Raw genomic sequence first — 14,674 nt, 5'->3', positions numbered from 1 at the left:
AGCTCAGGCATTCAGCACGGCAGGACGATAGTCCAACGTGTTTACACGAGCGAAGCTGAGTGTGGGTGTCACATCCGCAGGATGAGCGAGCGGGGAGCGAGCAAGGGGGCGTATGAAGTAACGAAGTTACGAAGACGAAACCAGTCTTTGAATACATTCAGCATGAGGTGAGAGACTCTTAGAATATTCATAAGCGTTTCTAACAGACAAACAGTACCAGAACAACCAGAACCACCAGTAACCAGAACAACCAGAAGAAACAATACGACAAGCAACAAAGAAGCAGGAAACAGGCAACATGAACAATGAACTACCTCGTAATTCACAAAGTAACTAATACAGTGACAGGCGTTGTCGCTTCAAGTAAGACGCCAAAAGAAACACCCTCACGAAGATTTATCTTAGCCAGCGAAAAGGTGCTAGACGCATTCTTTAAGCTAAAGGCTAAATCCCCAGATCGAGCAGTTGAACTAGGCCATCTAATGTTGGCCTCTGATTATGTTCACGATGTAGTGACAGACGGCAAATCAGGCACAACTTCAATACAGAAACCACGCTCACGCTAATAACCATTTTACTGGGCTGTAGACCCCTTAAAAGTGCCAACCTTGGCTACCCTACAGGGTGGTAGTTTTTGCACCTCTACAGCCCAATGAATACGGGGCCTGTAAACCCGGATTTCGGGTTTTGCTCGCCTAGTTTCACCCAAAACACCATGTTCAATAGGAGAACACAATCAATGACAATGAAATACAACACATTCATCCCAGCAACATTTAACCAAGAAGAACTAGACCAACGTGTTAAAGCAAAACAAGCACGACTAGCCCCAAGCAAGGATTTTCAATCAAATTCATTTGCAGACGCTTTAAAACAGATTGAATCTCTGACAGCCGCAGGCTGGAAGTTAGACCTTAAAGGCTCCACGCCCTTAGCTCTTCCACTTGTTGGAATGATTGATTTCCAATGGTTAATGCTCAAGCCAGCTAAGTTGATCAAATCTGAATTAGCCGCTATCGCCGTCAAGGTGGAAAGTGAATACCGCCAAGAACTGGAAACTGAACAACAACTTGCAGTTGAAAAGATGACAGCTCGCCTTCTGGGTGAAGCCCGAGACAAACAAGCTAAAGAACAAGCCACGCTAGAAGAGCAAGCCACACTAGATGCAATTGCTCAAGCCAAACAAATTTTAGGAGTGACCAACTAATACCAATGCAAAAAGATTTTCTATTCAAGAAACCAGCACCAGCGAAAGCGACACCAGCAAGTAAGCCAGCTAAAGCAAAGCCAATTAAGCCAGCCGTTCAGCCAAGAACAGCCAGTGCTAACAAGACAATGAGCCCACAGGACTACGCTGTCATTCAGAGTGCCTTAGGCACAGCCGAAGCAAACCGCATCAAGAGTGAATATGAAGGCTCCAAGCCTGAAGCTGTTCAACACTTGGTTGACATTGCAGCGCCAGCGTTAGCCCAGCTAAATCAGCTCCCACCTGAATACTTGTTAGTGGGTGAACTAATCGGCCATGAAAAAAGCAAACGTGAACAGCTAGAGGCTAGCATTGCAAGTTGGTATTTGACACAAGTTACAGGCGGTGCTAAATGAAACAAGTTTCAATCCGCCAACGCTTAAACAGAGTGACACACCTAATTCAAGTCGTTGATGAGCTTTACGAATTAGCCGTCCTCGTGACTGGCAACGAACAGGGAGCCGATGCCTACTTCAGACGCATTGCCAAGCCACTGCTAGACGGTGGTTTAAAAACTGGCCTATCAGTAGCAGTGAGCAAGGCAGTGGCCATAAACATGCTGGCTTTACAAGCCACAGGCTTTAAGCATGAAAGCGCCCTCACACAGGTGTTTGTTCAGGACGTGTTAGACGCCTTCAGCGCCTTGTTCACAACACCGTTGCACACAAACACGGCGGTGCATTAATGGTCGTCTCTGTCGCCGCAATCAGCCTCACAAGCTTGGTGGTCGGGTGCATGGCCTTTGGCCTGATGCTTGGTGTTCTAGCTGGATTGTCGTTAGGCGTATTGCTCAACAAATGATGATCGGAGCGTTAGCGTTATCGGCGTGAGCCGATGTCTTGACAGTGGTCGCGATTATACTACCAAGCAAACAGTGTGCCAAGACTTACGGTGGATTGTAAAAAGGATCATAATTACGTCACCAACTAAGAGAGCGCCAACATGACCAAGACAGAAAGAGCACAGTATGAAGCTCTGGCACACGTTGCCACCCTTAGGCCTTACTCTAATGCTCCACAGTCCGATGCTTTGATGGGCTTACTAGCATCAGGTCATGTTCAAGGTACGCCGTCTGGGACACTAACTAGCCCTCAACTTGTAAATGTACGCCTTACAGACCGTGGCCGGGATCAACTCGCCAGCTTCAAAGATGGGAGTAAGTTCATCTTGCGTCGATCAAGCTTTTGGCGCGCACTACCTATTAACGCTGTCGCTTTGCTGAGTCGCTTTTTAGGCAGTTTTTTGCGGTGGTTGTTCACCACTCTGATTGGAATACTGACGGCGGCGGCTGGAGCGGTTGCTGGGGTAATAGTTACAAAGCTTTGGTTTTAGCGTCTCAAAAGTATAGCTTTCGGGACACCTCGAAAACCCCTCAAAACACAGTCGCAAAAGGTTGCAATAGCCTTTCTGAGACTGTATTATCAAATCTCCTAGAGGTTTTGAGACGGTTAAGGGGTCAACATGGCACAGGTCGGGTACATCAGGGTTTCATCGGCAGACCAAAACACAGCACGTCAGCTTGAAGGCTTGGCCCTTGACCGAGTGTTTGAAGAGAAGGCCAGCGCCAGCACTCTTAATCGTCCTATCTTCAATCAGTGCTTGGCCTACTTGAGAGAAGGCGACATGTTGCACATCCACTCATTAGACCGGGTGTGTCGTTCTGGAGCCAGTGACGCCGTGGAGCTTGTCAAAGCCCTGATAGCTCGTGGTGTTGGGGTGTCCTTCTCCAAGGAGGGTATGACCTTTAACGCCAGTCTTACGGCTGCACAAGAAGGCTTGTTAGGCATCCTCGGTGCTGTAGCAAAGATGGAAAGATCATTGATTCGAGAACGCCAACTTGAAGGCATCGCCGCTGCTAAGAAGGCTGGCAAACACCTTGGACGCCCAGCTAAGACCATCAACCCAGATCACTACGCAGCACTCAAAGCAGAGAAGTTGTCAGCCTCTGCCATTGCTTCAGAGTTGAAAGTCTCAAGAGCAAGTTTGTACAGGTGGATTGCTGAGCAGAAATAACGCCACGCTACACCCAGCGCCAGCAACGACAACACACAAGAAACCTTTCGAGGTTCCTTTTTGCGTTTCTGTTATCAACAAAAATGATGGCAGGCGCCTCCATCATCACCCCCCATAGATATTCCAGAATCACTGGAAACAGGCAACCCCCGGCTAAGGTTGTTGGTAAGACACACAGATATTTTACTAACGCCGTCACACAATCATTCATTCCAGAGTTTGGGATGCTGCATGTCAGAGTTGTCGCCTGCTAACGCTGGAAAAGCGAAAGTTACCGGAGGTCAGCACGCCAGGCCACAGAGTTTGATTCTAAGTATTCGCGTGGCTATCGAAATAGTTTCTTCGCGAGTACAACAACAAAAAGTGAAGTCCATACAGCACCAACTAAAGCCTCTACTGTGGTCAATATTCGAAGCCAAGGTCTCGCAGCTTCGTACGTCACATCGCCAAATCCAAGAGTCGAAAAGGTCGTTAGCGATAGATAGATTGACTCAAAGTACGTGGTTTGAGCTGGTCCATTGGCGCTGGGTATGCCTAGCCAAAAGTACAAGCCCGAGAAACTGAAAGAGAGGATTGCCCCCCAAAGTAGTACGCGGATTGGTTTCGTTGCATAGCCAGATAGGATGGCGGACGCGAGGCTTAAGAACCACATCACAAACACAGAGATGGAGCGGCGCTGCTTAAGGTATGGCCAGAGGATATGTTTCCTCTGTGCTGTCTTCTCACGATAGAAGTAATTGTCCACGTGAGACCAGAGTTCAGCTCGTTCGTATGCCAATCGAATGCTGCGTAGTAAGTCTGGCATGTGTTTATTTGGGATGGTTCGGTTGTTCCATCGGTGCTGGAGCGGTAGGTCGAATTGAGTGAGGTAATTAACCTTCAAGTCTTCGATCACCGTACTTTCGAAGTAGGCTCCGCGAAGGTCGGTTCCTGTGAAGTCGCACTCACGAAAGCCGGATTGCCATAAGCAAGCATCGGCTGCGTTGCAGTTCATAATCCTGACGCAGAATCCTCCAGAAGCTGTTATGGCGGTGCCTCTGAGATCGCAATTTTCGATTCGCGCATACGACAGATCGGTTCTCTCTAGGCTTGATCCCGCAAGATTACAATTGTAGAACGAGGCGTAGCTAAGGGCCTTACTCTGAAAGGATGTTGTATGGGATATGTCTTCGTTGTAAAACCTGATTCCACGCAGGTCATCGTGCGTAAGTACCCAGAACTCGTCCGCGCTCATCTTATCTGGTGGATAGAATGGATAGCCGTATGGTTCTATGTTGTCCTTATGGTCTAGCACGTAGTCATCAAGGATCGACCTGAGATCGACAGAGTTTTTCAGACCTTTCAGTATTAGCTCTCGCACACCTGCGCCAGACTCCGTATCCCACCGGTTAACCAAGAAGCGTTGTGTCTGCAAATCAAACTTAAATCCGTCTTTTTCCATTCTCAGGCCCTTTAGTGCACTGAAATCATCCGATTAAATTAAAGGAACCAATCTATCGTCTCAGTGCTAGGTAGCTGCCCTTTGTGTAGGGCTAATATTGGAAGATTATTGCTGTGTGTCTCCAAGCTATTGGAAACCCTGATTGCATTGTAGTTTTTTGCACAAGCGGTCTGTTCGAACGTGGTTTTTCCGACTCAAACATTCGAGCCGAAGCGCTCTCCATAAAGAACAAATCGAATGCTAAAGATAAATACGCAGGGCGAATAGGGGGGATTACCACTCATAAGGTATCTGCATGGTCTTATCAGTGCGTGGTTACTAACGTACTGTCTGCACTGGCGGGAGAGTAAAAATCAAAGCAGGGCGGTGAGAGTTTGAAATGAAATGCCTACACACTAAACCGTGTTGTGCGTGCGCTGAGAAGGATAGGACGTGTGGTGCGCGCTTTGACTTGAGAAGACCGATGCCCTCAGGAATTCTCAAGTGTCCCTAATTTCGTCTTGTGGTGTGGCTCATGTTGATCATCATTTGGTGGCATGACAAACACTCTTACAGGCTCTTTGCCGGGTAACTGGCCGAACACCTCAAGCCTATAACGTAGGGTGTCTAATGGCCGGTTGTACAAGGGCGGGGTTACGGTGAAGGTGATCCCATTCCGGCTGACGATGTTAGCTAATTGGGTTTTAGCCAACTCAGATTGCCAGTTGTCCGGCATAGCCTCTTTTGTGGTGTGAGCCAGACTGATTTCTTTCTGGAGCGCTGTTACTTTTTGTTCCGCCTTGGCCACCAGAACTGATAGCGGCGTGCTGTAGTTGCTCTCCAAGTCATGAGCTTTAGCTTCGAAGTCCGCCTTGGCAGCTTCAAGGTCAATAATCAGTTGTGTAGTCCGTGCCTCTTGGTCGTGATTGTGCTCAGTGATCAGGTGGCGGTTATCCTCCAGCCATTGCCAGCAAACACTCTGCAAGATGTTTGCTTCAATCGGTGTCATTTTGCACAAGTGCTTGGCGTCTGGGCTTTGTTTCTTTTTGCCAAAACAGTAATAAACGCTCTGAAAGTCGTACGTTCGCTTGTTGACTTGTAGATACAGCTTGGAGCTGCACCCACCGCATATAGCCGCTCCAGCTAACCAGTTGAAAGCCGCCTCAGCTTTGTGGCTCCCCTTTTTACTGATGCCTGTTTTTCGCTTGTCCCTGTTGGCCAGAGCTGCAAGGCTTTGCTCGAACAGTTCCTTGCTAACAAGGGCAGGGTAGTACCCATCTTTGTAGCGCCCGTCTGGCGCAGTGAAACGCCCGTGCGCTGTTCGGTTTCTAAGCACCGATTGAACCGTGCTTATTTGCAGTTCGGTGTATTCGACGCCCTTAACCGTGAAACTGATTTTTCCAGCAAACTCGGTATTCACAACCTGAGCAGTTGCGATTGATCCGTGGCCTTGAGCTGATAATTCAAAGCAACGGCGATACGCTGGAGCATTGTGATTCAGAAAGAAGTCCCCTTTGTCTGCGTCCCAGTGGAGCCACCTTTCAGTGACACGAGCAAAGAGATTTAGTCTCGGATTTCTTGGGCTACGTTTAACACCTGACAAAGCCAACTCTGTGTAAGAGTCTCGTGCAGCCTTAATCTTACGGCCACGCTCTTTTGACTCACGGTGTGCCCGGTCAAGTTCGCTGGTGGCAACAAACAAATCTGCTGGTGTGTAATTCTGGGTGATGGTTTGCCCGGATGAACACACGGCGATATCAACGCCATGCTTCAGAATTTCCGCCATTTCAGATTGTGAGTCTTGGAACCGTTGGCGGCTGAATCTATCCCAGCTATCAATCAGCAACACGCTCCCGGTTGGAATCTCCCCAGCTTTCACGGCTGCGATGAATCCGCCCAATGCAGAACCTTCAGCAAAGTTCTTTCCTTTAAAGGCACTGACACCTTTGTCAGATAAGGCGTCTGCAAGCTCATACTCTGGGTGCATTTCCAGCCATCGCTGGGCCGTGGCTGCTTGGCGTGTGTGCGAGTCACCCGCTGATTGCCGGTCGCTACTCCAGCGGGAATAGGGGTATGCTTTTTTCATGGTGTGGCCCTGTGGTCATTAGGGCTAGATTACAATCTAGGTAATCCATAAGTCACGTCTTGACGTGACCGTAGCTGTCCATGTCGCCCCAGCGGACTGGGATTAACGCCGTGTGATGAGATTGCTTGTTTTCGGCCATTTCGAAAGGTCGCTATGCTGCCACAAATAAGGTGATAGGCATTATACTGCGCGGCTCAATAGCTTGGCTCCGACAGCGGCGCTTAATTTTCAAGGGGAATGATTAATGCGAGTGACCAGACAACGCTGGTTGGAGCGCCTGAGCGTGTGGGCTGCCTGTGTGAGCATGGCGCTACTCTCGGCAGCCGTACAGGCCGCGGAAGAAGAGGATCCCTGGATTGGCTACAACCGGGTGATGTTCAACATCAACGACACGGTTGATACCTACACCCTCAAACCATTGGCTAAGGGCTATCAGGCGATAACGCCACAGTTCTTAGAAGATGGCGTGCATAACTTTTTCAACAACATCGGTGAGGTCGGCAACCTGACCAACAACCTGTTGCAGGGCAAGGTCTACGACGCCGGTATCGATACCAGCCGCTTCATTTTCAACACCACCATTGGTTTGTTGGGCTTTGTCGATGTCGCCACGCGCATGGGCTTGTCGCGCAATGACGAAGACGTCGGTCAAACCTTGGCTGTCTGGGGTGTGCCGAGTGGCCCTTATGTGGTGTTGCCACTGTTTGGCCCAAGTACTGTGCGTGACGCTGCCGCTCGCGTGCCCGACGGCCTGCTGGCAACCGGCTTGTTTATCGATCACGTACCTACACGTAACGTGGTGTACGGCGTTAACCTCGTCGATACACGTGCCAGCCTGTTTCCGGCAGAGCGTTTAATTGTGGGTGATCGCTATACTTTTGTACGGAACGCGTACTTGCAAAACCGCGAGTTCAAAATCAATGACGGTGCGGTTGAAGACGACTTTTAGGGCCTGAAGGTCGAGTCATAAAGGGCGCCTTCATGGCGCCTTTTGCTTTTAAAACTGTTTGAAAATATTTCGGTTGAAGTTCAGCGCATTGATAGAACGTTCACGCCGATGATGTGTTTATCGGTTTCAGTGCTGTTTATGCGTACAACTTCAGCTTCTGCAACAAGGCCTTTGAGTTGTGGGTGGTCAGACTCAATGCTGATTTTGACCTGGTCGCCCACCTTCAGATCGCAAGCGGCTTCGAGTTGCATGCCCGTGGCAGAGAGGTCGCGGCACAACGCTGGGATGGCTTGGCCAGCATGGTGCAAGGTAGCAGGGGTTTCTACCTGCATGCGGATGTACTCGCGTTTTTCACTGTAATCGTGATTGGTTTGGCTCATACCGACTATCCTCTTGTTACTGGGACTTGTTCTTAGGGTTTATAGCTCCCCAATGTTTAGGGTGTAAAGTAGCTTCTTGCCACCCCGGGGTGCTTGAATCGAGGTACGGATGGGAGTACCGTCTGCGCCTTAATCTGAACCGAGTGCGCGCGTGCCGGTTTTGGCTTGACGTGTAGGTCAACCAACCGCGACGCTGTTTGCCTGGATACCCCATGCAGAAAACCAGTTCCACACTGCTGATCATTGATGACGACGAAGTCGTCCGCGCCAGTCTTGCTGCATATCTGGAAGACAGCGGCTTTATTGTCTTGCAGGCTTCTAATGGCTTGCTGGGGCTGGAAGTCTTTGAGCAGAAAAAGCCGGATTTGGTGGTTTGCGATCTGCGCATGCCGCAAGTTGATGGGTTGGAGCTGATTCGCCGCATTAACGCCTTGGGTTCCGAGACGCCAATTATTGTGGTTTCCGGTGCTGGCGTAATGACCGACGTGGTTGAGGCGCTACGCCTCGGCGCTGCTGATTACCTGATCAAGCCGCTTGAAGATCTCGCCGTGCTTGAACACTCGATCAACCGCGCACTTGACCGCGTCAGGCTGCGTCTGGAAAACAAGCACTACGCTGAACAGCTTGAAGCCAGTTTGCACCTGTTGCAGGAAGACCAGAATGCCGGTCGCCAAGTGCAAATGAATATGCTGCCTGAAACTCCGTGGGAGAGTAATGGTGTGCATTTTGCGCATCAGATAATCCCTTCACTGTACTTGTCAGGCGATTTTGTTGATTACTTTCGCGTGGATGACCGGCGAATTGCCTTTTATCTGGCCGATGTTTCCGGGCATGGTGCCTCATCTGCCTTCGTAACGGTGCTGCTCAAGTTTATGACCACACGCTTGCTCTATGAGTCGAAGCGAGCAGGGCGTTTACCTGAGTTCAAGCCTTCTGAGGTGCTGGGGCACATCAACCGTGGGCTGATTAACTGCAAGCTAGGCAAGCATGTCACCATGCTTGGCGGCGTCATTGATGAAGAAACGGATACCCTGATTTACAGCATTGGTGGGCATTTACCTCTGCCAGTGATGTTCAGTGACGGCCAGGCCCGTTACATCGAAGGTCGTGGTCTGCCGGTTGGTTTGTTTGAAGAGGCGGAGTACAGTGACCAAAGTATGCAGCTACCGAAAAGCTTTAGTCTGACGCTGTTGTCGGACGGTATTCTCGACTTGTTGCCAGGTGATACCTTGAAAGACAAAGAAACGGTGCTGCCGCAGTTGGTCACTCAAGCGGGCGGCACACTTGAAGGTCTGCATGATGTGTTTGGTTTAGCCGACTTGGCAGAGATGCCGGATGATATTGCATTGCTGGTGTTAAGCAGGAATCTTGCATGAACCCTGGGATAGGCCCTGGTCGAATCCAATTCGCAGAGCAGGACGGAACGTTCGTCCTCAAGTTCATAGGTGAAGTACGCCTGACCCTGTGCTCAGCGCTCGACAATACGATCGAAAAAATCTTCACCTCGATGAATTTTTCCGCGATTGTTATTGACCTCACCGAGACGCGCAGCATCGACAGCACCACCTTGGGTCTGCTGGCGAAGCTGTCTATCTTGTCGCGGCAAAAAATTGGTTTGCTGCCGACTGTAGTCACCACTCATCCAGACATTACCCGGCTTTTACAGTCGATGGGCTTTGATCAGGTTTTCAACATTGTGGATCGACCGATTCCGTGCCCTGAAGCCTTAGACGACCTGCCTTCGCAAGATCAAACCGAAGAAGTCGTCAAGGCTAAAGTGCTGGAAGCTCACCGAATTCTTATGGGCTTGAATGATTCCAATCGCGAAGCCTTTCACGACTTGGTCAATGCGCTAGAGCATAGTTAATACTGCATCCAGACAAAAAAACGGGGCTTAATGCCCCGTTTTTTGTAGGTGTAACAGCCAGCCAAGGTGTGCACTCAATACCCCCTGGCGGATTGCGGCGGTGGGCAGAAAAGCGTTGCCCACTCTATGTATTTATTTGCTCAATAACAGCTCAAGTTTCTGCTGGTCCTTGGCGAACAAGCGAATGCCTTCTGCGAGCTTTTCAGTGGCCATTGGGTCTTCGTTCATTGCCCAGCGGAATGCGGCCTCGTTCAGCGTTTGCTTGGCTTCGCTTGCCGCGCCTGGGTTGAGCTTGCGCTCAAGGCTGCCCTGGTCGTCTGCCAATTGTTGCAACAGGTCCGGGCTGATGGTCAGGCGATCACAGCCGGCCAGGTGCTCGATCTGACCGAGATTGCGGAAACTGGCACCCATGACCACGGTGTTGTAGCCATTGGCTTTGTAATAGTTGTAGATACGAGTGACCGATTGCACGCCCGGGTCGGCCATGCCGACAAAATCGCAACCCTCGGCTTTTTTGAACCAGTCGTAGATGCGGCCGACAAAGGGCGAAATCAGAAACACCCCGGCGTCTGCACAGGCCTGAGCTTGAGCAAAGGAGAAAAGCAGGGTCAGGTTGGTTTGCACGCCGGCTTTCTCAAGCTGCTCGGCAGCCTGAATACCTTCCCAGGTGGAGGCAATTTTGATCAGGATACGTTCGCGTCCAATACCGGCTTGCTCATACAACTCAACCAGGCGCTCAGCGCGGCGCAGTGTTGCCTCGGTATCAAACGACAGACGTGCATCCACCTCGGTGGAGATACGGCCCGGAATGATTTTCAGGATCTCTTGGCCAACGGCGACGCCAAAACGGTCACAGGCCAGATTAAGGTCGCCGTTGCAGCCCTCAACCGAGCTTTTAAGGAGCTCGGCATAACGCGGCATCGCGGCGGCTTTGAGCAGCAGAGAAGGGTTGGTGGTTGCATCGACCGGCTTTAAGCGGGCAATAGCATCTAAGTCGCCAGTGTCAGCGACTACTGTAGTGAACTGCTTCAGTTGATCGAGCTTGGTGGTCATGACGAAACCTTATGGTTACAGGTTCGCTGACATTACCCGAGGGTGCATCCAGGCTCAATGTCCTTTGAGCAATTGAGCTGCTTGATCGAACAATTCCAACGGATCACTGGCCTTGTGAATGTCTACCGAAAGCAGCTGGCGGAAACGCCGAGCACCCTTAAAACCCTGAGCCAGACCCAGCATATGGCGGGTTACGTGATGCATGGCTGCACGGTCTTCGAGCAAGTGCCGGGCAATATAATCACGCATGCTCATCATCGCATCAAACCGACTAATCACGGGCGCAGTGCTACCAAACAGCGCTTGGTCCACTTGGGCCAACAGGTAAGGGTTGTGGTAAGCCTCGCGGCCAAGCATCACGCCATCGAAGGTTTCAAGATGGGTTCTGCAGTCTTCAAGGGTTTTGATACCACCGTTGAGGATCAGCTCAAGGTCGGGGAAATCCTGCTTGAGTTGCGCGGCTACGTCATAGCGCAGCGGCGGCACTTCGCGGTTTTCCTTAGGGGACAAGCCTGACAGGATTGCAATTCGCGCATGCACAGTAAAACTCTTGCAGCCAGCATCGCGAACCGTGCCGACAAAATCACACAGCTCGGCATAGCTATCGCGGCCATCAATGCCGATGCGGTGCTTGACGGTGACCGGAATTTCAACTGCATCAATCATTGCCTTCACGCAATCGGCCACCAACTGTGGATGCGCCATCAGGCATGCACCGATCATGTTGTTCTGCACCCGGTCACTGGGGCAGCCAACATTGAGATTCACCTCGTTGTAGCCTGCGTCCTCAGCCAACTTGGCGCAGGCTGCTAGATCAGCCGCATTACTGCCACCAAGCTGCAACGCCAACGGGTACTCGGCCACATCATGGCGCAAGAAACGCTGGGTATCCCCATGCAACAAGGCACCGGTGGTAACCATCTCGGTATAGAGCAAGGTATGCGCCGACAACTGCCGCAGAAAGTACCGGCAGTGACGGTCAGTCCAATCCATCATCGGCGCAACGCTGAAGCGACGGGATATAGCAGGGCTGGTGGAGGCGTTGGTTACGGCTGTATCGCTAAGCATGGTCAGTGTTCTATCTATATAGATTTGCAGATTGGGCATGCGTAGCGGCAAAAGCAAATCCAGAAAACGGGTTACACCGCGCAGCAACGGTCGCGGCAGGGCGGGTAGTTTATCAGGAAATGAAGAACGGGCAGGGCTGTGGTTGCGCGGGCTGGGATTAAGTTCACGATGGGTAATTGTGGCTTACCCATAATCTCTTTCGCTTATATGGGTGTCCGGTTTCATTGGGTCACTACAAGTTGCTGAAAACCTTGGACGAGAGGATATGATGTTAAGCATCTATATCAGAACCCAAGGTTACCCATGGACCGCCTTTCAACTTTACTTTCTCAGTTTGGCGTCAGTGCGAACCTGTTTTACAGCGATAAGCTTTGTGGAATGGTGTCATACGATGGTGCTGACCAGCGCGGTCATATTCACTTGTTGCAAGCTGGAAGTGTCACTCTGAAAGTCCCAGGCAACAGCGATTTGCTGATTACCCGGCCCAGTCTGATTTTTATGCCGCACCCCAGCCGACATCAATTGATCGGCGATGAATCTCAAGGTGCCCAACTGCTGTGCGCGTCACTGACATTCGACGGCGGTATCAGTAACCCTATCTCTGTTTCGCTTCCAGATCTTCTGGTTGTACCCCTTGATGAGCTGCCATTGTTGTCCGATACGCTGAGGTGGCTGTTCAGTGAAGCCGCAGGTGCGCATTGCGGCAGAGAGGCCGTGCTTAATCGTTTGTTCGATCTGCTGATCATCCTGCTATTCAGGCATTTACTCGACCACAATCAGATAAGCACGGGAATGATGGCAGGGATGGCCGATGCAAGGCTTTCTCGTTCGCTGGTCCAGATGCACAACGCACCTCAACGGGACTGGTCAGTGGCAGAGCTAGCCAAAGAATCAAACATGTCCCGTGCAGCCTATGCGGTAAATTTTCGCTCTATTCTAGGGCAGACACCTGCCGATTATTTACTGAGCTGGCGGATCAGTCTGACGCAGAAGTTCCTGAGTGAAGGGCGATCAATTACGCTAATTGCTGACGAGGTCGGGTATAAAAACCCTTCCGCGCTTGCTCGTGCGTTTCGTCGCAAGACAGGTTGCAGTCCTCGAGACTGGATGAAGTCCGTTGAAGGTGAGAGGGCAAAGCGAAAATGAAAATGGTCTGAAAACATTCAGTTATTTCAGACCACCTTCACTGTGAGCTTGTTAGATCAATACGCTTCCAGCCTAGTCAGGGAGTGGCCCGCCACGAAAATAGAGGCAGCCAGTAATCCAATGTCCTTGAGGAGAAATTGGCCTGGGGCTACAGAGATGGCAGGAAAGCCGAGGCTAGGTTCAATCACGCCCGGGGTCGAGAACATGAAGCTCAGTGTCGTCACGAACAATCCTGCGGACAACGCCCCACCAATTAACGACAATTTCGGTGACAGCAGGCGACCGGCAATCAGCAAGCCAATAGAGACTTCCAGGACACCAAGCAAGGCGGAAAACAAATCTGCATCGAAAATCTGATACACCCATCCCAGGAGCGGACTATTGCTCACCAGCGGCACTAGTCCTTCAGCTTCATAGTGGGTGAACTTCATACCGCCGAACCAGAAATAAATAACCGCGAGTGAGAAGTATATACCGTAGGTGCCGAATGCTGTGATGCGGGCACCGAGTGAGATTTTATTCGGCATGATAGCGGTGCTGATATTCAAAATAGTCATTGTTCAGGCTTCCAGTGAGTTTGGCTAATTAAGTCAGGTGCATATAACCATCTGGTAAATAGTTGATGCGATCCTAAGCCTCCCTTCCCGCAGTTCAGGTTGGGACTGGAGCTATTGTTATCTGTGAGCCAACATTTTAGGGTTCTGGTGGTATTGCGTTTGGTGCAGATAGTCCAAACACACGGGCAACAGAAACCCAATTGGCATCACATCCATTGGCTTTTTGTAGTGATCACTTCCAAAAGGGGTGAATCGCCCCTAGTTTCGTAGACACCTCCAAGCCTCATAATACGGCCCACTATGAGGTGCCATGAGCAAGCAACGTTATCCCGAAGAATTCAAAATTGAAGCGGTCAAGCAAGTGACCGAGCGAGGACTGCCCGCTGCCATAATCGCCGCTCAGCGTGTTGCTGAGCGGGGTGATGAACGCCACCGCCATTGCTACGAATTACTTCTGAGGGTATTCGGCAACTATTTGTTCAGTGCCATCGGGCTTCAGGCCAATAACCTCATAAGCTTGCTGCTTGCCGCCCATTTCCATCCCGGGTGATCCGGCGGGCATTCCCGGTACGGCGATCCCCACTAAATCATCACGACTGGCCAGTTTCGCCACTTGCTCAGCGGGTACGTGGCCTTCGACAAATTTACCCTTTATAACTCCGGTGTGGCATGCCGCCAGCCGTGGCGGTATGCCTAACTCTTGTTTGACGGCGCTCATGTTTTTTTCGACATGATCAACCACCGTGAAACCATTGGCCTCAAGGTGGGCGATCCATTTCTTACAGCAACCACAGTTTGCATCGCGGTGTACATCAATGGTCAAGGCATCGCTTGCTTGGGCAATCGATGACATCAACATTGTGGCCAGTAGCAACCCGGAAAATTTTTT

Annotated in this window: 15 protein-coding genes and 1 pseudogene; 9 read left to right on the top strand and 7 right to left on the bottom strand. The window is 50.7% G+C overall.

Annotation, left to right across the window (positions count from 1 at the left end; all coding sequences use genetic code 11):
* Positions 1–739: 739 nt before the first annotated feature.
* From ACIGCM_RS01325 to ACIGCM_RS01310, 4 genes are all read left to right on the top strand, one after another.
* Positions 740–1,207 carry a hypothetical protein gene (locus tag ACIGCM_RS01325; protein ID WP_397500242.1) on the top strand — a complete coding sequence of 156 codons (468 nt, stop codon included), beginning with the start codon at positions 740–742 and terminating at the stop codon, positions 1,205–1,207.
* A 5-nt stretch (positions 1,208–1,212) separates the two neighbouring features.
* Positions 1,213–1,602, top strand: coding sequence for a hypothetical protein (locus tag ACIGCM_RS01320; protein WP_397500241.1), 390 nt, complete (start codon positions 1,213–1,215; stop codon positions 1,600–1,602).
* The gene (locus ACIGCM_RS01315; protein ID WP_397500240.1) at positions 1,599–1,931 is read left to right on the top strand and encodes a hypothetical protein; all 333 of its coding nucleotides are present in this window, start codon (positions 1,599–1,601) and stop codon (positions 1,929–1,931) included. Before ACIGCM_RS01320 ends, ACIGCM_RS01315 begins: the two co-directional genes overlap by 4 nt.
* A 776-nt stretch (positions 1,932–2,707) precedes the next feature.
* Positions 2,708–3,259 (top strand): recombinase family protein, encoded by a 552-nt coding sequence (locus ACIGCM_RS01310; RefSeq protein ID WP_397500239.1) that lies wholly within the window; start codon positions 2,708–2,710, stop codon positions 3,257–3,259.
* Positions 3,260–3,584: 325 nt separating this feature from the next.
* Here the strand turns inward: ACIGCM_RS01310 and ACIGCM_RS01305 are convergent, their stop codons facing one another.
* Both ACIGCM_RS01305 and ACIGCM_RS01300 read right to left on the bottom strand, forming a co-directional pair.
* Positions 3,585–4,493, bottom strand: a complete 909-nt coding sequence (locus ACIGCM_RS01305) for a pentapeptide repeat-containing protein (RefSeq protein ID WP_397501084.1) — start codon at positions 4,491–4,493, stop codon at positions 3,585–3,587.
* A 676-nt stretch (positions 4,494–5,169) separates the two neighbouring features.
* On the bottom strand, positions 5,170–6,765 hold the full coding sequence (locus tag ACIGCM_RS01300) for a recombinase family protein (RefSeq protein WP_397500238.1): 1,596 nt from the start codon (positions 6,763–6,765) through the stop codon (positions 5,170–5,172).
* A gap of 244 nt (positions 6,766–7,009) precedes the next feature.
* Between ACIGCM_RS01300 and ACIGCM_RS01295 the strand changes: the two genes are divergently transcribed.
* On the top strand, positions 7,010–7,714 hold the full coding sequence (locus ACIGCM_RS01295) for a VacJ family lipoprotein (protein ID WP_397500237.1): 705 nt from the start codon (positions 7,010–7,012) through the stop codon (positions 7,712–7,714).
* 80 nt (positions 7,715–7,794) lie between these two features.
* Here ACIGCM_RS01295 and ACIGCM_RS01290 read toward each other — a convergent pair whose 3' ends face one another.
* Positions 7,795–8,094, bottom strand: coding sequence for a PilZ domain-containing protein (locus ACIGCM_RS01290; protein WP_397500236.1), 300 nt, complete (start codon positions 8,092–8,094; stop codon positions 7,795–7,797).
* Positions 8,095–8,306: 212 nt separating this feature from the next.
* Here ACIGCM_RS01290 and rssB point away from each other — a divergent pair, with 212 nt between their 5' ends.
* Together rssB and rssC are read left to right on the top strand one after the other, a co-directional pair.
* Positions 8,307–9,470 (top strand): two-component system response regulator RssB, encoded by a 1,164-nt coding sequence (gene rssB, locus ACIGCM_RS01285; RefSeq protein ID WP_397500235.1) that lies wholly within the window; start codon positions 8,307–8,309, stop codon positions 9,468–9,470.
* A gap of 8 nt (positions 9,471–9,478) precedes the next feature.
* Positions 9,479–9,961, top strand: coding sequence for an anti-sigma factor antagonist RssC (gene rssC / locus ACIGCM_RS01280; protein ID WP_397501082.1), 483 nt, complete (start codon positions 9,479–9,481; stop codon positions 9,959–9,961).
* Between the two features lie 132 nt (positions 9,962–10,093).
* On the opposite strand, the gene tal is transcribed toward rssC, so the two are convergent.
* Positions 10,094–11,014, bottom strand: a complete 921-nt coding sequence (gene tal, locus ACIGCM_RS01275; protein WP_397500234.1) for a transaldolase — start codon at positions 11,012–11,014, stop codon at positions 10,094–10,096.
* A gap of 54 nt (positions 11,015–11,068) precedes the next feature.
* The gene (gene dusA / locus ACIGCM_RS01270) at positions 11,069–12,082 is read right to left on the bottom strand and encodes a tRNA dihydrouridine(20/20a) synthase DusA (RefSeq protein WP_397500233.1); all 1,014 of its coding nucleotides are present in this window, start codon (positions 12,080–12,082) and stop codon (positions 11,069–11,071) included.
* 303 nt (positions 12,083–12,385) lie between these two features.
* Between dusA and ACIGCM_RS01265 the strand changes: the two genes are divergently transcribed.
* Entirely contained in the window at positions 12,386–13,228 is an 843-nt protein-coding gene (locus tag ACIGCM_RS01265) for a helix-turn-helix domain-containing protein (protein WP_397500232.1), read from the top strand.
* 56 nt (positions 13,229–13,284) lie between these two features.
* Here the strand turns inward: ACIGCM_RS01265 and ACIGCM_RS01260 are convergent, their stop codons facing one another.
* Positions 13,285–13,755, bottom strand: a complete 471-nt coding sequence (locus tag ACIGCM_RS01260) for a YkgB family protein (protein ID WP_397501081.1) — start codon at positions 13,753–13,755, stop codon at positions 13,285–13,287.
* Positions 13,756–14,095: 340 nt separating this feature from the next.
* On the opposite strand from ACIGCM_RS01260, the pseudogene ACIGCM_RS01255 reads away from it, so the two are divergent.
* Positions 14,096–14,182 (top strand): annotated as a pseudogene (locus ACIGCM_RS01255) (transposase); the annotation flags it as partial.
* Between the two features lie 51 nt (positions 14,183–14,233).
* Here ACIGCM_RS01255 and ACIGCM_RS01250 read toward each other — a convergent pair.
* The gene (locus tag ACIGCM_RS01250; RefSeq protein ID WP_397501080.1) at positions 14,234–14,644 is read right to left on the bottom strand and encodes a DUF411 domain-containing protein; all 411 of its coding nucleotides are present in this window, start codon (positions 14,642–14,644) and stop codon (positions 14,234–14,236) included.
* Positions 14,645–14,674: the final 30 nt, after the last annotated feature.

The sequence above is a fragment of the Pseudomonas sp. NPDC078700 genome (assembly GCF_044542375.1).
Classification (GTDB): Bacteria; Pseudomonadota; Gammaproteobacteria; order Pseudomonadales; family Pseudomonadaceae; genus Aquipseudomonas.
Note: the sequence above shows the minus strand (reverse complement) of the source record. Positions and strands in the feature narration are given on the sequence as shown.